At 58.7% G+C, this 16,216-nt stretch carries 27 protein-coding genes; 21 read left to right on the top strand and 6 right to left on the bottom strand.

What is annotated here, in order from left to right; translation table 11 throughout:
• Positions 1-694: 694 nt before the first annotated feature.
• Complete coding sequence (locus BBIA_RS14250; RefSeq protein ID WP_156103686.1) at positions 695-835, top strand: hypothetical protein; 141 nt, start codon at positions 695-697, stop codon at positions 833-835.
• Between the two features lie 206 nt (positions 836-1,041).
• On the opposite strand, the gene BBIA_RS06920 is transcribed toward BBIA_RS14250, so the two are convergent.
• Positions 1,042-2,094 (bottom strand): 3'-5' exonuclease, encoded by a 1,053-nt coding sequence (locus BBIA_RS06920; protein ID WP_033496340.1) that lies wholly within the window; start codon positions 2,092-2,094, stop codon positions 1,042-1,044.
• Positions 2,095-2,404: 310 nt separating this feature from the next.
• Here BBIA_RS06920 and BBIA_RS15240 point away from each other — a divergent pair, with 310 nt between their 5' ends.
• Together BBIA_RS15240 and BBIA_RS14880 are read left to right on the top strand one after the other, a co-directional pair.
• Positions 2,405-2,608: a hypothetical protein gene (locus BBIA_RS15240; protein ID WP_420796691.1), complete on the top strand. Its 204-nt coding sequence runs from the start codon at positions 2,405-2,407 to the stop codon at positions 2,606-2,608.
• Between the two features lie 256 nt (positions 2,609-2,864).
• Positions 2,865-3,806, top strand: a complete 942-nt coding sequence (locus BBIA_RS14880; protein ID WP_033496337.1) for a hypothetical protein — start codon at positions 2,865-2,867, stop codon at positions 3,804-3,806.
• A gap of 414 nt (positions 3,807-4,220) precedes the next feature.
• Here BBIA_RS14880 and BBIA_RS06905 read toward each other — a convergent pair whose 3' ends face one another.
• The 4 genes from BBIA_RS06905 to BBIA_RS14240 all read right to left on the bottom strand — a co-directional run bounded on the left by BBIA_RS06905 (position 4,221) and on the right by BBIA_RS14240 (position 7,927).
• Positions 4,221-5,408: a tyrosine-type recombinase/integrase gene (locus BBIA_RS06905; RefSeq protein ID WP_033496335.1), complete on the bottom strand. Its 1,188-nt coding sequence runs from the start codon at positions 5,406-5,408 to the stop codon at positions 4,221-4,223.
• 175 nt (positions 5,409-5,583) lie between these two features.
• Positions 5,584-7,113 (bottom strand): 3'-5' exonuclease, encoded by a 1,530-nt coding sequence (locus BBIA_RS06900; protein ID WP_033496333.1) that lies wholly within the window; start codon positions 7,111-7,113, stop codon positions 5,584-5,586.
• A gap of 2 nt (positions 7,114-7,115) precedes the next feature.
• Positions 7,116-7,490, bottom strand: coding sequence for a DUF6782 family putative metallopeptidase (locus BBIA_RS06895; protein WP_033496331.1), 375 nt, complete (start codon positions 7,488-7,490; stop codon positions 7,116-7,118).
• Positions 7,487-7,927 carry a hypothetical protein gene (locus BBIA_RS14240; RefSeq protein WP_152600662.1) on the bottom strand — a complete coding sequence of 147 codons (441 nt, stop codon included), beginning with the start codon at positions 7,925-7,927 and terminating at the stop codon, positions 7,487-7,489. Before BBIA_RS14240 ends, BBIA_RS06895 begins: the two co-directional genes overlap by 4 nt.
• A gap of 248 nt (positions 7,928-8,175) precedes the next feature.
• Between BBIA_RS14240 and BBIA_RS15055 the strand changes: the two genes are divergently transcribed.
• Positions 8,176-8,304 carry a hypothetical protein gene (locus tag BBIA_RS15055; protein WP_274518578.1) on the top strand — a complete coding sequence of 43 codons (129 nt, stop codon included), beginning with the start codon at positions 8,176-8,178 and terminating at the stop codon, positions 8,302-8,304.
• A gap of 337 nt (positions 8,305-8,641) precedes the next feature.
• Here the strand turns inward: BBIA_RS15055 and BBIA_RS06880 are convergent, their stop codons facing one another.
• Entirely contained in the window at positions 8,642-9,133 is a 492-nt protein-coding gene (locus BBIA_RS06880; RefSeq protein WP_033496325.1) for a hypothetical protein, read from the bottom strand.
• A 30-nt stretch (positions 9,134-9,163) separates the two neighbouring features.
• Here BBIA_RS06880 and BBIA_RS06875 point away from each other — a divergent pair, with 30 nt between their 5' ends.
• The 17 genes from BBIA_RS06875 (at position 9,164) to BBIA_RS06790 (ending at position 16,175) form a co-directional block, all read left to right on the top strand.
• Positions 9,164-9,349, top strand: coding sequence for a hypothetical protein (locus BBIA_RS06875; protein WP_033496323.1), 186 nt, complete (start codon positions 9,164-9,166; stop codon positions 9,347-9,349).
• Positions 9,346-9,576 (top strand): hypothetical protein, encoded by a 231-nt coding sequence (locus BBIA_RS06870; protein ID WP_033496321.1) that lies wholly within the window; start codon positions 9,346-9,348, stop codon positions 9,574-9,576. The genes BBIA_RS06875 and BBIA_RS06870 overlap by 4 nt, the downstream gene beginning before the upstream one ends.
• Complete coding sequence (locus BBIA_RS14235) at positions 9,573-10,124, top strand: hypothetical protein (RefSeq protein WP_033496319.1); 552 nt, start codon at positions 9,573-9,575, stop codon at positions 10,122-10,124. Before BBIA_RS06870 ends, BBIA_RS14235 begins: the two co-directional genes overlap by 4 nt.
• Positions 10,121-10,384: a hypothetical protein gene (locus BBIA_RS06860; protein ID WP_033496317.1), complete on the top strand. Its 264-nt coding sequence runs from the start codon at positions 10,121-10,123 to the stop codon at positions 10,382-10,384. Before BBIA_RS14235 ends, BBIA_RS06860 begins: the two co-directional genes overlap by 4 nt.
• Before the next feature lie 203 nt (positions 10,385-10,587).
• Entirely contained in the window at positions 10,588-10,815 is a 228-nt protein-coding gene (locus BBIA_RS06855) for a helix-turn-helix transcriptional regulator (RefSeq protein WP_033496315.1), read from the top strand.
• 16 nt (positions 10,816-10,831) lie between these two features.
• The gene (locus BBIA_RS06850) at positions 10,832-11,374 is read left to right on the top strand and encodes a single-stranded DNA-binding protein (protein ID WP_033496313.1); all 543 of its coding nucleotides are present in this window, start codon (positions 10,832-10,834) and stop codon (positions 11,372-11,374) included.
• 323 nt (positions 11,375-11,697) lie between these two features.
• Entirely contained in the window at positions 11,698-11,898 is a 201-nt protein-coding gene (locus tag BBIA_RS06845; protein WP_035138191.1) for a hypothetical protein, read from the top strand.
• Complete coding sequence (locus BBIA_RS06840; RefSeq protein WP_033496310.1) at positions 11,898-12,122, top strand: hypothetical protein; 225 nt, start codon at positions 11,898-11,900, stop codon at positions 12,120-12,122. Before BBIA_RS06845 ends, BBIA_RS06840 begins: the two co-directional genes overlap by 1 nt.
• Positions 12,119-12,313: a hypothetical protein gene (locus BBIA_RS06835; protein ID WP_033496308.1), complete on the top strand. Its 195-nt coding sequence runs from the start codon at positions 12,119-12,121 to the stop codon at positions 12,311-12,313. The genes BBIA_RS06840 and BBIA_RS06835 overlap by 4 nt, the downstream gene beginning before the upstream one ends.
• Positions 12,310-13,341: a helix-turn-helix domain-containing protein gene (locus BBIA_RS13355; protein WP_051923869.1), complete on the top strand. Its 1,032-nt coding sequence runs from the start codon at positions 12,310-12,312 to the stop codon at positions 13,339-13,341. The genes BBIA_RS06835 and BBIA_RS13355 overlap by 4 nt, the downstream gene beginning before the upstream one ends.
• Positions 13,342-13,369: 28 nt before the next feature.
• Positions 13,370-13,729: a hypothetical protein gene (locus BBIA_RS06820; protein ID WP_033496306.1), complete on the top strand. Its 360-nt coding sequence runs from the start codon at positions 13,370-13,372 to the stop codon at positions 13,727-13,729.
• On the top strand, positions 13,726-13,872 hold the full coding sequence (locus BBIA_RS14230; protein WP_156103684.1) for a hypothetical protein: 147 nt from the start codon (positions 13,726-13,728) through the stop codon (positions 13,870-13,872). The genes BBIA_RS06820 and BBIA_RS14230 overlap by 4 nt, the downstream gene beginning before the upstream one ends.
• Entirely contained in the window at positions 13,869-14,228 is a 360-nt protein-coding gene (locus BBIA_RS06815) for an HNH endonuclease (RefSeq protein ID WP_033496304.1), read from the top strand. Before BBIA_RS14230 ends, BBIA_RS06815 begins: the two co-directional genes overlap by 4 nt.
• Positions 14,225-14,884, top strand: a complete 660-nt coding sequence (locus BBIA_RS06810; RefSeq protein WP_051923868.1) for an exonuclease domain-containing protein — start codon at positions 14,225-14,227, stop codon at positions 14,882-14,884. The genes BBIA_RS06815 and BBIA_RS06810 overlap by 4 nt, the downstream gene beginning before the upstream one ends.
• A complete protein-coding gene (locus BBIA_RS06805; RefSeq protein ID WP_033496302.1) occupies positions 14,881-15,264 on the top strand; it encodes a DUF3310 domain-containing protein in 384 nt (127 codons plus the stop codon). The genes BBIA_RS06810 and BBIA_RS06805 overlap by 4 nt, the downstream gene beginning before the upstream one ends.
• Positions 15,265-15,523: 259 nt before the next feature.
• On the top strand, positions 15,524-15,850 hold the full coding sequence (locus BBIA_RS06795) for a hypothetical protein (protein ID WP_033496298.1): 327 nt from the start codon (positions 15,524-15,526) through the stop codon (positions 15,848-15,850).
• Positions 15,801-16,175 (top strand): hypothetical protein, encoded by a 375-nt coding sequence (locus tag BBIA_RS06790; protein WP_152600660.1) that lies wholly within the window; start codon positions 15,801-15,803, stop codon positions 16,173-16,175. Before BBIA_RS06795 ends, BBIA_RS06790 begins: the two co-directional genes overlap by 50 nt.
• Positions 16,176-16,216: the final 41 nt, after the last annotated feature.

Below are 16,216 nucleotides of genomic sequence, written 5' to 3'. Positions count from 1 at the left end.
GGCGGACAACAAACTGGCATCAAAACATTGACTCTAAAAGTAGTACAAACACGCTCTTGAGTTCTCAAACCACCACCACACGATCAGTCCGCAACCCCAAAGAAGAGAACCACTCGCTGACCGGCAGCAAGAGATAAACATACACGACAACCCACAACCACGCAAACCAACAAACACAACAACACCCCAAAACCACTGAAAACACACGACTCCCTCGGCGTGTCGCAAACGCACCAAACCACGTCTACAACCATCCTAAACCCCAAAAACAACACCCAGATGAACAACACACAACCAATAGACGACATATCACCGCAATCCCCATCGCAAAGACCACCACCAGTCACCGTTCATTGCCAACACACGTAACGCATCATCGCGCACCAATAGCACTTGGACAATCACGCAGCCGCGTTACAACATCAACCGTCTGCCGGCACAACGCAACAGTGCATCTTCCAGCAGCCTCTCGTCATGCAAACCATCCTTCACATTCGCCGGAATATGCTTCCGGCGAATCTTGTTTGGATCCGGTGCAGAACAGCCTCGAACGTTATAGCCCGAACCGTTAACCGGGTAGAGTTAACACCTCTAACCGACCCATTGCGATGCGGAACATTCCGTGTCAGCATTGATCCAACGGCAAGGGGAATGCCGTTGTCTTGGGCCCGCAAACGTAACTGAAAGGAACATCATGGTGACGACCCCGCTCGACTTCGCGGAAACCTATCTGCTCAACACTCCGGTCTCAACCAACGTCGGTCACGACGATCGTAACGATCACGGCACCGGGCATTTGGACGACAGCGCCGGATGGTACGCGGACGCAGGATGATATGATGCCGGTTTTCTCCCGCGAGAAGACCGGCATCATGCATATTCTGGTAGATCAGCTCACACATATATGACTCCCCAGAGCATCTCCCAAGATCCCGGCGAAATGCAAGTCCAAACGACGAAACGGAATACAACGGCGACTAAATTCGGCGGCATCCCGCCATCTGCAACACCATGCGCACGAAGGACCGGCCACGATCACTCTCAGAATTCCTCCGGATCTCGTTCCTCATGCGGCGCGGGCAACTGAATACGCAGATTATGAACGCCACGATCCTTATCCGCCTGTCTGTTAGGCACATGCGCGATCAAAATCGCGTTGCCGCCCGGCACTTGGCCGCAATGACGCGCCATCTGCAACGGCGTGATGTCGCCGATACGCACGCCGTCAAGCCACGTCCAATACGTTGGCGTGCCCGCCAACGGACCAGTCTCCTTCACGCCGCGTTCAACGCGTACCCACACCCACGCATCGTAACCATAGCCGGCAAGCAGCTCGCAATGTTCCACATGGCTGACATTCACGCCGCACTCGTACGTCTCCAGCACCGGCAAATCAAGCGATGGCTTGTCGTTGACCGGTTCAAGTCCACGGTCGTCCATCCGGCGGCCCGTGAGCAACCCGGCCGCCTTGCGCTTGCGATCCTCGCCAAGCCGTATGCGCTCCAGACCAACCTCACGCGGACTCAACACGATCGGCTGCTGCACATCAGTCAGCCGATCCCAGCAACGCCACGTCCACCATGCATCCGACAACGCGCGATGCTCTTCGATCTCATCAAAGCCAAGCAGCCGCATCACGGCCTGCAACGAATGCGACGGCGCGTTCGGCAGCAGCGTCTTTGCCAAATCCAGCGTATCCTCGCTCATGGCCGCGTATTGGAGCATCGGATGATGCGCGCCGCCGAGCATGCGCAAATCAAACCGAATGTTATGCCCGACAACGAGAATATCCGGAGTGACAGCTTCGCAAAACAGGCGGCACATGTCTTCCGAGTCCGGTTTTCCCTGCAGATCCGATTCCTTGATGCCGGTGAGCACGGTGATGCCAGCCGGCAGGTCACAGCCCGGATCCAACAGTTCGTCGCACACCATCCACGGTTCGCCGTTGCGCACCAACAGCGCACCGATCTCGATCACCCTCGCGCCCGCATGCAAACCGGTGGTTTCGGTGTCCACCACCATCATTTCACACTCGGCCGCCGCACGCACGAACTCGGGAATCGAAACCAGCGGAATGCCCTTGTAATCGGCCATGATGTGTGCGAGCACCTTTCGTGACAGTCGGGATAGTGCAATGTCTTCCAGATTGGTGGCAAGGATGGACGTGAACTTGCTACCCCGTATGCGTCCCGTATTTCCACATGAAAGGAAGTGCGCATGCTCATTGCATCCTGCACATTCGCCATTCTTGCCGGGCTGCTTCACGTGTTGATCTTCATGCTCGAATCGTTACGGTGGACCGAACCGAAGACCATGGAAATCATCATCCGTTCAGTTCGAGAAGCCGAGTCAACACAAAAGAAATGGCTTATAACAGGGCATCTACAATCTGTTCCTCGGCATCATGGCCCTATTGGGCGCGTTAATTGCGCTGAGCGGACGATCTGTCGTAGGTTTGACGGTGATGTCTGCCGGCACCTTGTCGATGGCGCTCGCTGCCGTGGTGTGCTGTTTGCCGGCAGTCCCGACAAGCGTCATGCGGCCGTCAAGCGGTCCGTCTCCCCCGCGATTGAGCTGGTGCTGCTGGTTTCCATCATTGTTTGATTGATATCCGACTTGCTGCGATGTGGTGCATCACAGCCAGTGAATGCCGATATGAGAGGCAGACAGTGCATCTGTTGCTAAATCCGTTCGAGATATTGGCGGCATACGGTCCATCCTGCAGAAAAGATGATGCACAGTGAGATTTCACAAACCTGCATGTGTACGAAATACAGTCAAGTTCGTTTCCCCTCCCGTTGAAGGTTTGTATCGGCTGTGGGACAATGGGAGATCATCCGCATTCGCCGTTGCCGGGAGGCGCCATGGGACTGAAAACGCCGAAGCAGAAAGCTCGCATATTTCAGATGCGACGGCAGAAGTGGAAGTATATAGATCATCAGGAGACGACCAGATCGTGCGGCAAGATTCGATACAGCACCGAACTGGACGCCAAAATTGCGCTGGCATCGACACGCCGTGCACGTCGCGGCGCCGTCTCCGCCAAAGAGGAATGCCGCTATTACTTGTGTCCTCAATGTCACGGATACCATCTGACGTCAAAAGGCCCCCGCAATAATCGGGAGATCCGAAAACAACAGCATACAGTGACACCCGCGCCTGAACCGGCCAAGCTCAAGGGAGTCACCGCATTCATCGAGAACATCCAAGATGAATGGATGTATACGATTCCCGAGCTGGACGCACACGGCACATCACAATCCCTAGAGAAAGCGAAAGAGACGGTACGCACGATCGCGAGAATCGTGGCCCCGGACGTCAGGATATCCTTCAAATACAGTTCGGACGAACAGGATCTGGGCATGTTCTACGCATTGCAGGTCGCCGGTTCCCAAAACGTGACGACGGCCGAGAAATCCTCGTATATGGAACCGCTGCTGTCTCAGTTGAGGTCGTGCCTGTTTCGCAACGGATTCCGGTTCCGTAAGTACGATGATCGCTATCCAGGTCCGCCGGACATCGTGTTGCCGAAATATCGGCTCATGATATTTGTGGACCCATGCCTGTGGCACGACCGTTCGGAATGCAAAAGGAAGGCACTTCCTCCCGAGACGCTGCGCATATGGCAAAACGAGCATGCGATCCAATGGAAGGAAGCGTTGCGGGGACGGCAAGAGCTCGCAGATGAAGGATGGATAGTGCTGTCGTACTGGGAATGCCGATTCTGCGACAACCGTAAACGGGAAAAGCGACTAAGATCATTCCTCTCGGACGTACGGCACGTGACTCGCCTATCTCGGCAATGACACATGCGGTCGGTTGAGATATGCGAGCAGATCCCGCGCGTCCAGCTGGCCAGTTCCGGATTATGTCATTTCGGCGTGCCGTCACCAAATGCCGGCGTAGGTTTCGACTTGCCACAGTCCTTCTGCCCACCCATAGTCTTGGCCCATACGAGTCAGCACACCGAGTATTCATCGAGTAACCATCGGCACTCCCGTGAACGCCAGAATTCCCATAGGTTCGACTTATCAGATACCGGAGTCGTCGCATCTCTGCGATGAGGAAACGATCGTTCAGCAATGTACCCGATCAGTACCCGATAACAACAAAAGGCGGAATCCCATGGTCTCAAAACCATTGGAATTCCGCCATCCCTGTCGGCTCAGCGGGATTTGAACCCGCGACACTTACGCCCGACAGCCCTACTGCCGCTTAGATCACGCCACCTCCAACATCTCGTTTGCCCACATTTTGCCCACATTTTCCTGAAGCAGCATGTTCGACAGCTCACTGCTGAGCGCGTCCAGATCATCGTCGAACAGGTCGGCGTACACGTCCAACGTCATCGCCGCCGACGCATGACCAAGCTGACGCTGCACAGCCTTCACGTTCGCACCGCTGCGCACCATCAACGACGCGGCCGTATGCCGTAGATCATGCACCGTCATCCTCGGCACGCCCGCCATATCACAGGCACGCGCAAACCAATTCGACCCGTCCGCCTTCGGACTGTGCGGCTGATGCACATACCCGTCCACGGTCGACGAATCCTGAAACACCAGCTCGCCCCCGGTTTTACCGGCGCACTGCGCTCGCAAGAGCATGTCGAGCTGCTTGGGGTACATGATGGTGCGTATCTCATGCGTTTTCGGCGTGCCGACGACGATACGCCGGTTGATCTGTGTGGCGCTCCGACTGATGCTGATGCGTCGTCGCGTGAAATCGATGTCGCTGACGGTCAGGCCGACGCATTCTCCCCATCGCATGCCACACAAGCCCAGCGTGAGCACGAGCGTGCGCCGTTGTCCCCCGCACGCGTTTGCTAGCCGGTCGAGCTGCACGGCGGTCAAATACGTGTGCTTCGACTTAGTTTTGCGCGGCAGTTCCACGCCACGCACAGGATTGACGGGGATCCGCCGATCCGTGACGGCGTCGTCGAGGATCCCAGCCAAGACGCCGTGCGCCCGGATGACCACGCTCGCGCTCTTCGGCTTTACCAGGACAACGTCTCTCCCCCGCTCGTCCTTGACGGTCTTGCCCCGGCTGATCTGGGCCACCCACTGCTGCGCGTCCTCACGCGTCACGGCAGACACCGGCACGTACTGCCACGTGGGAGCCACGTACTTGCGCCACGCGCCTTCCAGATCATCGTAATAACTGGGCTTCGTACCAAGCCGCTTCTTCGCCAGCCACGCTTCGGCGAGATCGCCGACCGTGGCCTTGCCCGCCGTCGGGTCGATGAACGTTCCCTCGGCCTTGGCGACGGTAACCTGCTTCGCCGCCCACGTCTCCGCGTCGATCTTGCGTTTGAAACCCCGCTTGTCAGTTTGGGTGCCGTCGGGCTTCCTGTAACGCACACGGTAACGGATGCCGTTGGCGGTCTGGTATTTCGTGATGTTCGCCATTCCGGGTATGCTCCGCCCATCCCACGGCCGCGCTCGCGGTATGATGATGGGTGGAACTCCTCCTTTCGTTTTCCTTGTTGGGTGGTGTTTCTCATGTGCCGGGATGAATGTTGCAGCACTCATCCCGGAGTCAGCCCCGCACTCGGCGTTACGCCGGTGCGGGGCATTTTAGTATTTACGGCAGTTCAACCGATATGGTTATTCCCCCATCATCTTTGCTGATCACTGCCGCAGTGACTCGGGCCTCGTTCCCATACGGAGTTAGGTCAGCAGGAAGATCAACAGTCCCTATGATCTGTCCCTTCAATCGGACAACGAGTTGATCATCTACAGGCTTGACCATCACCCAAGCGTGGACGCTGCCTGTCAACTCCGAAAAGATGACGTCGGCCTCATGTACCACGTCAATGATCACGACTCTGCCAATCGGCGAGAGGACCTTCGTATGGGGCTTCTTGTTGATGAACGTGATGTCTCTCGCTTTCCCGGATGCTTGCCGGGTTGCTTCTCGAGGTAAGTCGATCGGCTCAGGTTCCGGTGGGGGTCGGGATTGTATGCTTCTGGATGGCTTAGGGACCTGCATAGGAAGATCAGCCGGATCATGGTCAAACGGCATTTGCAGGCGGAGCCGCCACATACCGGCCCGCTTGTCTTTCTCTTGGTTTGGAATATGGGCGATCATGACTGCGCCTTCCGCCGGCACTTGCCCATAATGGCGTTCCATCTGTTTCTTGGTGATGTGTCCGATTTCTTCGCCGTCAAGGTATACCCAATATGTCGGGTATCCGACATACATGCCTTTTCTGATCAGGTCTTCGAGGACGAAGACCCACAGCCATGCGTCGTATCCGTATTTACGCAGAATATCCTGATGATCACGGCATCCGGAAACGGCGACACCGCATTCAAACGTTTTGATGACGATTCCCACCGGCTGCTCGTTGACGGGCGTGATGTCGCGTTCTTCAAGATATTGGCTCATGAAAAACAGATGGTCTCTGCGTCGTCTCTCCTCGATGGCACGACGGTCCAGTTCCTGCCGTTCACGCCGGGATATCTTCGCGGGCTTGATCATGCTGGACAGTAACTGCCAGCATTCCAGCGTCTGCTTGGCGTCCGTTAAAGCTCGATGTTCTTCCGAGTCCGCAACGTCGAGCAACCTCGAAAGCTCCACCAAGCTCATTGATGGCGCATCGGGAAACATTCTACGGCCCAGCAGCATCGTATCGGTGATGCTGATGGATTCGAATCGAGGGCGGTTCGCCCGGTCAAGTTCCTGATTGATCGCGGCGATGTCGTATGCGACATTGTGACCGATGACGGTAAGCGGTCGCATCGCATTTACCAAGGAAGGTATGATCTGTCGCGCATTGGGTTGGACGACGAGATCATCCTCCGTAATTCCAGTGAGCTCTTTTGTGAATTCCGACAATCGATTATTGGGGTTTATGAGCTGCTCATACTCGTAAAACGCGTTGCCTCCATGGAGTAGGATGGCTCCGATTTCCACGATTTGCAGGTCAGATCCCGTACCGGTTGTCTCCGTGTCAATTACCACGGCATCAGCCGAGAATGCCTTCGATCGGAAATCTTGCAGCATCGCATAGGCGGTCGGATCAATCTTGTCGAGAGATCGTGAGTCACTCGTGAGGGACTGATCCCGAGTACCGCCAAACAAGCTCTTCAACCAAGACAGCAAACCCATAATCACAATCCCCTGTCATGGAGGTATTCCCGGAAAGCGATCACAACCCACGGCATGACCTCAAGCTCATGGGCAATCCATGTCACGTCGTCGCAGACCTGCTCGGCCCGCTTGTAGTCATCCAGGATGATGAGCATGCGCGCCGCTTCGATGTCGGCTCTCCGCTCAGTCCACCGGTCCGCTCGACAGCCTCTGTCGTGATGCTTGGCATGGCTCATCTCGTGCGCCAGAACGCACGCATACTGAATCGGAGTCAGATCATCCGCCATCAGGATCACGTTCTCCTCCGCATCGTATGCGCCCTGCCAGCCGGCAGACAACTGGTCGGTAACCACTACCCGAGCCATACGCCCAGCCGTAGCGCTGACATCAATCACGGCAGTTCCTCGTATGCTTCCTGCTCGGCTTCGGTATCACCGTGCTTCGCGGCCAAGTCCATGAGACGACCGAGCGCACGCTTCGCAACCTCCTCATCAGAATCCGGCGAGCGCTCGCTGACGGCGTCGTCATCGGAGGCGCTGCCAGAAGAAAGCGCTGCCAATTCTGATCCGTCGGCTGATTCCACCGTTCGCATGACTTCTTCCATGACTTGTGATGGCCGGCGATTGAACAGAAGACATAACGACACGAACTCGTTAAGGGATGGTGCGCCATTTGCGAAGTTGAACAGATCGCCTATGCGCCCATGACTGATACCGGTCGCCGTACCTATCGCTCTTAGTGACAAGTGTCGAACGTCGGCATCTCGAAGTCTCAGAATATGCCGCACCGCTTCCGTGTCGACGGCTGTCCATGCTCTTGCTTTTCTTGCCATGACTACATGGTAAATGTCCGAATTTGACGACACGCCGACCAAAAGATTTGACAGACTGACCGAAAGTTTTTACAGTAGTAGCCATGTCCACAAATTTTGACACAAGGTTGAACGGCGAGCGTCTCACAGTCGCCAGCGTGAAGGAACTGAAGCGTGCCGCCGGCGCAGATGCAGTTACAAACACTGAGCTGACAGTACCGCTCGGACTTAGCCGACAGACAATCTCCGACCGTTTCGCTAGCGGAGACATGAAGCTCAGCGAGTTCGTAGCCGCTGCACTCTATCTCAAGCGCAAGCCGAGCGAACTCATGGCGCTCGCCGAAGAGTCTTCTGTCAAGTCTTCTGCTTCGGCGCTCGCTGATGGAGGCGCACGATGAGGCGCATGAACAAGGATGACGTTCGTGAGTGGACTCCGGGGGAATCATTGGAACGCGTGGACTTCGGCAACGGCGTCTCCGGCATGGACAAGCGCATGCCGGAGACCATGTCGGATCACGGGCTGGCGAGACTCATGTGGCTGTGCGCGGCAGCCCTTGCCAACGGAGGACCGCGACTGACCGTGTCCCCGTCCGACTATCGCATCGATGGTATCCCGCAGGTTGGTTACTTCAACGTGAACACCGAAAACGGCAGCTCAGGACCATACCGTTTCGACGACGCATGGCTGTACATCAACGGGATCGAGAAAGGCTACAAGCTCGCCTCACGGACAGATCACCGTTCGGGCCTGTACGAGACCCTGCGGACAGTCCTCAACGGCATGTCCGGCTTATCGTCCCAACGCCACGAGAACACCACCGGGTACGGCCCGTTGATGAGATATTCAATCGTCTCGGACGGTTCGAACGAGTCCGGCAACGGTGTACGCAATCGAAACAACACGTCCGGATTCATGCATTCGACCGACTCGACATACACGCGTCTCGCCCCAGTGACAGTGACACGGCGGACGGCTCCGCGCACCCATTCGGCCTCGCTGAACGGCGTCTTGTCGAAATCAGCGCGCCGCATCCGAGTCTGCTCGCTCAGACTGGCGGCTTGGTCCCGCAAGGCATCCACTTGGCTTTCCAACAGCTTGATATCTTCACGCCGTTCGTCGTCGCGGGCCTTGGCCGCTTTATGTTCCACGACCCAACCGGTGACGGTCACGGCCAACGTGAAAAGGAACCCGGCGAGTTCGACGCCATGCTCCGCAATCCAATCCATACCGAACAGCTTAACCGACGGAGGCGCACGATGAGACTACTCAAACTCATCAACCGCGACGATCCCGCCCGACCGTTGACCGTCAAGACCTATCCGGACGGGAGCGCGGAACTGCGTCTCGGCGACCTCGGCATCACCGACAGCGTCATCACACTCAACCCCGCGGAAGTATGGCAGGTCATCACAACACTCGACAACACGGAGGCAAAACAATGAGCCGGTTCAATCCCGAAATGAGCAACGACGGATATGAGGCCACCTACCATCTGACCGGCCGGTCGGGCGACCCGTACCGGTTCGCGCTCCACTTCCATCTCAACGGCGCCACGTTCGACGTCGAGGACATGAGCATGGGTGACATTCAAACGCTCAACCGGCATATCGCCAGCACCATCCGCGAAGCCCGCCACGCCAAACAACTCGCAGACCAGGAGACGAAATGATGGACTACGGCGTTCCGATGACCATGGACGACAAGCTCACCGACCTGCTGTACACACTGCAGGAAGGCCTTCGCACCGGAGACCTGCACCATTTGGAGCAGGCCATGCTCAACCCGCGCATGCTCCTCGACGTGATAACACCGGAGGAATACGACGGGCTGAACACGGCCATGAACCGCGAAGCGCTGCTATGCCAGCTCGATGCGACCGCGCGATTCTGCCTAGAGATCCTGAATACGGCCCTTGTCAGTCAAGGCGAGAACGGTTTCCTGCGCCCCATAACCGATGAAATGAACGGCCTTGGCAAGTTCCCGCATCTCAGGATCCTGCGTGCTCTTCTGGATCCGAGCGGCGATGCTCGTGCCCGTGGCGATGTTGTTCAACGCGTTCTTCAGCAACTCACGCTGCGAGGCAACCATGATACTTCTCCTTTGAACTGGCATCGCGCCCTTTACACGATGCTCGACAACATTCTAGGAGAAGACGGTGGCGGCAGCTTCTCCGCCGCCACCAGTCCCATTCCCAACAACAAGAAGGCGGAACGATGATCACCGCCGTTTACCACCAGTCTTGCCGCCCGTCGGATGTGAAGAAAAACAATCGGGTGGACCCGGTTGGTCTCGCCACAGGTTCAGCCGGCGGTCGGCATCGTTACCCGTACCTCACGCTCCTACTCATTCTCGCAACGGCTCTCATCTGGCTGTTGACGCATGAGGGGTGCGCGCATCCGATCGGCAACACGATCGCATGGCTCGTAGCGTGCGGCTACGTGCCATTGCGATTGCTCGCGCTGATCGAGGCACGGTAACCCGACGCCGGTCTCCGGCGTCAACTCGGGCTGAGCAAGATCGCCCCCGGAACGCAGATCACGGACTCGTCACCGTGGCAAACGTCGGGACGCCGGTGCAATTCCGGCGCAGTCCACGAGAGCACTTCGGTGCTCGCCAACAAGGAAAACACAACCAGAACCGGCTCCGCTGCAACGGGGCCGGACACGACAAGGAGACAAATATGGCAGGGAACGACCTGATCCCCGAGAACGACGACGGATGGGACGTCAAGCGAACGGCTGCGTTCCTCGGCATCGCGGTGCAGACACTGTACAACTGGTCGTCTTTGGACAAGGGCCCCCGACCTCGACGCGTTGGTTCTCGCCTGATCTACTCGCCTCGTGCGGTGATCCATTGGCGGGAGCACGACTGCAACAAGACCCGTCATCAAGTGCTGTACGGCAACTAACCCAAAGGAGACATTTATGGCCAACGAGACCATGCTCACGATCGTCGGGAATCTGACCGCGGATCCCGAACTGCGCACGATCGGCAGCGGCGTGAACGTCGCGTCGTTCACGATCGCGTCTACGCCGCGCACGTGGAACCGACAGTCCAACCAGTGGGAGGACAGTGCCGCGTTGTTCATGCGCTGTTCCGCTTGGCGTGACCTGGCGGATCACGTGACTCGGTCGCTGTCGAAGGGCGATCGGGTGATCGCCCAGGGCCGTTTGCAGCAGCGTTCCTATCAGGCGCAGGACGGTACGAACCGCACCGTGATGGAACTGCAGGTCGACGAGATCGGCCCCAGCCTGCGTTACGCGACCGCGGCCGTGGCCCGCGTCGCCCAGGCGAAACCCCGCAACGGGTACGCGGGCGGCGCCACATACGGACAACAGGCCGCGGCGCCGTCGGCGCCGCAGGTGGATACGGCGGCCGGCGGCCCGGAGGATCCATGGGGCGGCGGCCAGTCGTTTGGCGGTTCCGCCGACTTCGGCGGGCACCACGACAGTGATCCGGAATTCTAGGAAAAGGGGGCAGTGATGTCGAGAAGGAAGAACAGCGAGCTTGAGGAACTGTGCAACGCCGCATGGCAGGACCTCGACACGAGAGACAGGCGTGCGGCCCGCCTGTACATGGCGCGCACGTACGAGGATCTGATCACGCCGGCCGTGACCGTGTTGGAGGACCAGCCGCAACTCAGCCTGAATCAGGCGTTGAAGGTCGCCGCCCAGGACGCGCCGGCCGAGGCTTCCGTGACACCGGAGGATCCGGAAGACGGCTGGTGGAACGTGCTGCCGGTGGACCTGCACGACAAGGGTTATCAGGCAAGTGGGCCGCATTGGCGGCCTTGTGCGACGAACAGCCCGGCCGCTGGCGTGAGATCAATCTCACGTTCGACTCGTACAAGGCCGCCAGCCAGTGGGCGTCGAACATTCGCCGCGCCCACTCCGGCTCGTGGAAGCCGGCCGGCCGCTACGACGCGCAGGCTATCGAGAACCCGAAGAACAAGTTCCGCGTGTTCGTGTCCCGCAAACCGGAGGCGGTCTGATGGCATGGATCCGAGTGGAGACCGGCAAGCACGTGCGCCTCACCCCGGCGCAGACCCGACTCATGTCACGGCTCCTGGTCGCGGACGTCATCACCCAGAACAGCAACCGATTGCGCACGCTCGCGATCCTCGACGATCTCGGCCTCGTAGAACAGGCCAGTGAGGACCGGTGGCGGCTCACCGGCTACGGGCGCAGGATCGCGCTCGAACTGGAGTCGCGATGATCACCCGCACCACGATCAACTACACCACCCCCACCGGCGCCGGCCGCTTCTCCTACCAGACGGTCGACCAGCATCCCCGGGAGTGTCCGCCGTCGGTCAGCCCGATGGCATTGCAGGCCATGCTCGCCAGCCTCGCGGACAACACGCGGGTCACGGGCATCGACATTAATCCGATCAAGGAGACACCATGAGCGCATTGTTGACGGGACGTGCCATGCGCACCAAGGTCGGCGACCGCGGCGCCAAGCAGGTTCTCGAACACCTGTGCAACTACGCCGACGAGAACGACCGGGCATGGCCGTCGGTGAGCACGCTCGCCGACGAATGCGAATGCTCCACCAGCACCGTGATCCGCGCATTGCGCTACCTCGAGAAGCACGGCCTGCTGGAACGCGACGAGGAGTACGGGACCCGCTACGGCGCCGACCGCAGCCCCTACGTGTACCACATCACCCTCGCCCAGGCCGAACAGGTCGAGTACACTCGCCGCCGCGCCAAGGCCAAGCAGGCCGAACGCGCCAAGAAACGGGGTGTCACCCATGACACCCCGCACCCTGACGACGGGGTGTCATCAGCGACACCCCGCGGGGTAGCACCCACGACACCCCGCGGGGTGTCAAAAACCGACGACGGGGTAGCACCAGTGACACCCCGCGGGGTAGCACCGGTGACGAAACGGGGTGGCACCCATGACACCCAAACATACATAGAACAATCATTAAGAACATCCAAAGAGAGAGTACGCGCGCAAACCACGGACACCACAACCACACGACTCCAAGCACTCGCCGCGTTCACCCCCACCAGCAGCCACCGCAAACTCGCCGCCGACTACCACGTCGACTGCGACTGGGAGCTAACCAAATTCCTCGGCAAGATCGCCGAAACCGGCAAACCCCCAGCCAACCCCGACGCGGCGTTCACGAACTGGCTCCACCGGGCACGAGAACTCAACCTCACCACACCCCCCGCGCTCGCCGGCCAATCCGGCAGCCAGTCGGACTTTGAACGCAGGGCGCGCAAGTTGCTCACGTCAAGCCGTCTGGTCAAACGCCGGTATCCCGACGAAGCGACCCGTCTGCAATGGGTGCCTCAAGTCGCCCGCATGATCAGCGAAGGCGTTGAATCCGGCGAGATCGTGAACAGGCTCACCTACGGCACCGCGGACGAGCTCGCCGCGAAGGGCATCATCGTCGACGATCTCGCCACCATCGCCTAAAAACCGTTGAAACGAAAGGATTTTTACCATGAAATGCTGGCTGAAACACGAATGGCCATGGCTCGCCCTCACGCTCCTGTGGGTCTCGCTCACGATCGCCAACCTGCTGCTCGACGCCAACCGGCTCGCCATCGCGGTCGACGGGCTCATGCTCGGCGTGTCGATCGTCCAGGCCACGCTCGGCCACCAACTCTGGCACGCCAACCGCGAACTCGACGGCCTGCGCTCGCAGCACGTGAGCGCCCTGGTGTCGGCGTTCATGCTGCATCCGATCGAACACGAACTGGAGCACGACGGAGACAAGGCATTGATCACCCTCGAGCACAAGGATGGCATGCGCGGCTATCAGGTCGAGATCATTCCCAGCATGGACGGGGAAACCGTATGACCCGCCGTCTCATGGTCGGCGTGTTCCTGATCGGTTTGAGCGTGGGCACGCTGCTCGGCGCGACCATCACGCACGATCTGCACGCCGACAAGCCGCAACCCGTCTACGAGTGCCCCACGGTGAAGACCGAGGGCCAACCGTGAAAGGCCCGGATAGCGATACTCGCAGGCTGATCCTGCACCGGGACGCCTACCGGTGCCTAGTCTGCGGCCGGGATCTGGACGCCTCGTGGAGCGGCTACAGCATCCACCACCGACGCCTGCGCAGCCACGGCGGATCAGATCTCAACCAGCCATCGAACCTCATCCTCCTGTGCGGATCCGGCACGACCGGATGCCACGGCGAAATCCACGCCCACCCCGATCACGCCTACCAACACGGCTGGCTCGTCCACGCATGGGCCGACCCCACCACCATCCCACTCCTCACCCACCGCCACGGGTGGATCCTCCTCAACCCCGACGGCACATGGACACCCTACCGAAAGGACAACCAATGAAAACCACCCACACCAAACCCGACACCACCGCCGCAGCGCTCGCCACTGTGTCGTTGGATCCGCCCACCCCGCCGGTCAATCCGGATCGCCTGTTGTGGATCGACGTGGAAACCACCGGGCTTGACCGCGACGAGTCGAAGTTGTTGGAGATCGGCATGGTCGTCACGGGCATGGACGGCGTGCAGGACGGTGACGAGTTCGTCAGCATCGTCCGTCCCACCAGCCTCGACCTGTTCGACATCAGTCCCGCCGCGCTGCGCATGCACCTGAACAATGGTTTATGGGACATGGTCGCCAGCTCGGCGCATCAGAGCGGCGTCGGCTACCCGGTCATCGCCACCAGTCTCAACGAATGGATCCAGGACGAAGCCAGCAAATACACGCTGCATCCCGCAGGCACGAACGTCGACTTCGACCTTGACGTCCTCACCAACCAATTCCAGGAGTGGCTCGGACCCAACTGGCTGCGAGCGCATTTAAGCCACCGGAAACTCGATTTGACCGCGTTTCGTATGGCCGATATCGCGCTTGACGAGGATCCGTATCAGGACCATGCGGGCACGCATCGCGTTCAGGACTGCATCAAACGCGACCGGTCCGATTACGCCGCGTATCTGGATCTGCTGCGCATCGCGAAAGAGGGGTACATCGCATGAACAAGCATTGGGTGAATGATCCGATCAACAGTCCGGATCACTACACGCGCTCGCATCCGGGCATGGAGTGCATCGACCTGACTGTGGACACGAGCTTTTGTATGGGCAACGCGATCAAGTACCTCTGGCGCTACCACAGCAAGGGACGTCCGGTCGAGGACTTGGAGAAGGCCCGCTGGTACCTGTGCCGCTGCATCGAACGGGGTGAGCGAATCGCATGGACACGCCAGCAACGTGACATGCTCAGTCGGCTGATCGGTCAAGCCGAGACCGTGGTCGACTGTCCCGAATACCGGGTATGGCGAGGTATCGCCCTCGGCGACCTCGACTCGGCGCTCTACGATCTCGACCAGCTCATCGAACAGGAGGAAAACCAGTGATGCGATTCCGCAAGATCAGCTCATGCCCGCGCTGCCACGGCAGAATCACGGCACGATGGGAACACAGGACCGAACCCTACGCCTCCCCATACTGGCAGTTGATCTTCCAATGCACGCACTGCCGTCAACGATGCCGTCTGGACTGGGACTTCGAACCCTACAAAGGAATCTACTACCTGCACGCCATACGCCGATGGAACCTCATCTGCAACGGCGCCCACCAATACCAACACATCTACCAAACCCTGAAAGGCAACAAATGAAAATCCCCCGAGTGCATTACGACCCAGACCCTATCTGCTCCATCCACGGCGCAGACCTGAACCTCATCGATCTGGGAGACAAATACGGCGAAGGCCTGTACTGCTTCGAATGCATGTACTGGTGGCCACAAGCCAACTACTACCCCAACATCGATGAAATCCACACACGCGAAGGAGAACAAGGCAAACGCATCCCATGGGAAATCATGCGCGACATACTAATGAGCTACCTCACAGACGATCAAGCCGACTCCTACTACGAAGGCTACAAAGATGCACAAGAAGGCAAACCCAACCGATATGAAAAACCCAACAATGAATAAACTCGCCAAAACATTCACCTACAACGACCTACGCCGCGCGCTCGCCGACTGGTACGCCGACAACTGGCAAACCATCACCGACCAACGAATCGACGAACAAGCCAAATACATGTACCAATACGGCACCGAAACCACACCGGAGCAAATCATGAGCAGCCGAACCGAACTCATCACCCAATCACACCCAACCAACAACCAACCCACAGAACTCAAACTCAACCTCACCCCCGACGACCCATTCCAATTCGACTGGGACGACGCCGAACGCCTCTGGCGCTGGCTCAGCCTCACCCTCGGCAAACCCATCCCGGAGAACGAACAATGAACCAAATTACATTAGTCAAACGCATGATCACATTAGTTTGC

Origin of the sequence: Bifidobacterium biavatii DSM 23969, assembly GCF_000741165.1 — a bacterium.
GTDB classification, from domain to species: Bacteria; Actinomycetota; Actinomycetes; order Actinomycetales; family Bifidobacteriaceae; genus Bifidobacterium; species Bifidobacterium biavatii.
Note: the sequence above shows the minus strand (reverse complement) of the source record. Positions and strands in the feature narration are given on the sequence as shown.

Excerpts from the sequence above, each read along its gene's own strand:
- BBIA_RS06820 (WP_033496306.1), top strand. The coding sequence starts at position 13,370 with ATGAAATGCTGGCTGAAACACGAATGGCCATGGCTCGCCCTCACGCTC.
- BBIA_RS06900 (WP_033496333.1), bottom strand. The coding sequence starts at position 7,113 with ATGGGTTTGCTGTCTTGGTTGAAGAGCTTGTTTGGCGGTACTCGGGAT.
- BBIA_RS14240 (WP_152600662.1), bottom strand. The coding sequence starts at position 7,927 with ATGGCAAGAAAAGCAAGAGCATGGACAGCCGTCGACACGGAAGCGGTG.
- BBIA_RS06860 (WP_033496317.1), top strand. The coding sequence starts at position 10,121 with ATGATCACCGCCGTTTACCACCAGTCTTGCCGCCCGTCGGATGTGAAG.
- BBIA_RS06920 (WP_033496340.1), bottom strand. The coding sequence starts at position 2,094 with ATGGCCGATTACAAGGGCATTCCGCTGGTTTCGATTCCCGAGTTCGTG.
- BBIA_RS06855 (WP_033496315.1), top strand. The coding sequence starts at position 10,588 with ATGGCAGGGAACGACCTGATCCCCGAGAACGACGACGGATGGGACGTC.
- BBIA_RS06795 (WP_033496298.1), top strand. The coding sequence starts at position 15,524 with ATGAAAATCCCCCGAGTGCATTACGACCCAGACCCTATCTGCTCCATC.
- BBIA_RS06880 (WP_033496325.1), bottom strand. The coding sequence starts at position 9,133 with ATGGATTGGATTGCGGAGCATGGCGTCGAACTCGCCGGGTTCCTTTTC.
- BBIA_RS06805 (WP_033496302.1), top strand. The coding sequence starts at position 14,881 with ATGAACAAGCATTGGGTGAATGATCCGATCAACAGTCCGGATCACTAC.
- BBIA_RS06790 (WP_152600660.1), top strand. The coding sequence starts at position 15,801 with ATGCACAAGAAGGCAAACCCAACCGATATGAAAAACCCAACAATGAAT.
- BBIA_RS14880 (WP_033496337.1), top strand. The coding sequence starts at position 2,865 with ATGGGACTGAAAACGCCGAAGCAGAAAGCTCGCATATTTCAGATGCGA.
- BBIA_RS06810 (WP_051923868.1), top strand. The coding sequence starts at position 14,225 with ATGAAAACCACCCACACCAAACCCGACACCACCGCCGCAGCGCTCGCC.
- BBIA_RS06875 (WP_033496323.1), top strand. The coding sequence starts at position 9,164 with ATGAGACTACTCAAACTCATCAACCGCGACGATCCCGCCCGACCGTTG.
- BBIA_RS15240 (WP_420796691.1), top strand. The coding sequence starts at position 2,405 with ATGGCCCTATTGGGCGCGTTAATTGCGCTGAGCGGACGATCTGTCGTA.
- BBIA_RS15055 (WP_274518578.1), top strand. The coding sequence starts at position 8,176 with ATGAAGCTCAGCGAGTTCGTAGCCGCTGCACTCTATCTCAAGCGCAAG.
- BBIA_RS06905 (WP_033496335.1), bottom strand. The coding sequence starts at position 5,408 with ATGGCGAACATCACGAAATACCAGACCGCCAACGGCATCCGTTACCGT.
- BBIA_RS06850 (WP_033496313.1), top strand. The coding sequence starts at position 10,832 with ATGGCCAACGAGACCATGCTCACGATCGTCGGGAATCTGACCGCGGAT.
- BBIA_RS14250 (WP_156103686.1), top strand. The coding sequence starts at position 695 with ATGGTGACGACCCCGCTCGACTTCGCGGAAACCTATCTGCTCAACACT.
- BBIA_RS06870 (WP_033496321.1), top strand. The coding sequence starts at position 9,346 with ATGAGCCGGTTCAATCCCGAAATGAGCAACGACGGATATGAGGCCACC.
- BBIA_RS14235 (WP_033496319.1), top strand. The coding sequence starts at position 9,573 with ATGATGGACTACGGCGTTCCGATGACCATGGACGACAAGCTCACCGAC.
- BBIA_RS13355 (WP_051923869.1), top strand. The coding sequence starts at position 12,310 with ATGAGCGCATTGTTGACGGGACGTGCCATGCGCACCAAGGTCGGCGAC.
- BBIA_RS14230 (WP_156103684.1), top strand. The coding sequence starts at position 13,726 with ATGACCCGCCGTCTCATGGTCGGCGTGTTCCTGATCGGTTTGAGCGTG.
- BBIA_RS06835 (WP_033496308.1), top strand. The coding sequence starts at position 12,119 with ATGATCACCCGCACCACGATCAACTACACCACCCCCACCGGCGCCGGC.
- BBIA_RS06840 (WP_033496310.1), top strand. The coding sequence starts at position 11,898 with ATGGCATGGATCCGAGTGGAGACCGGCAAGCACGTGCGCCTCACCCCG.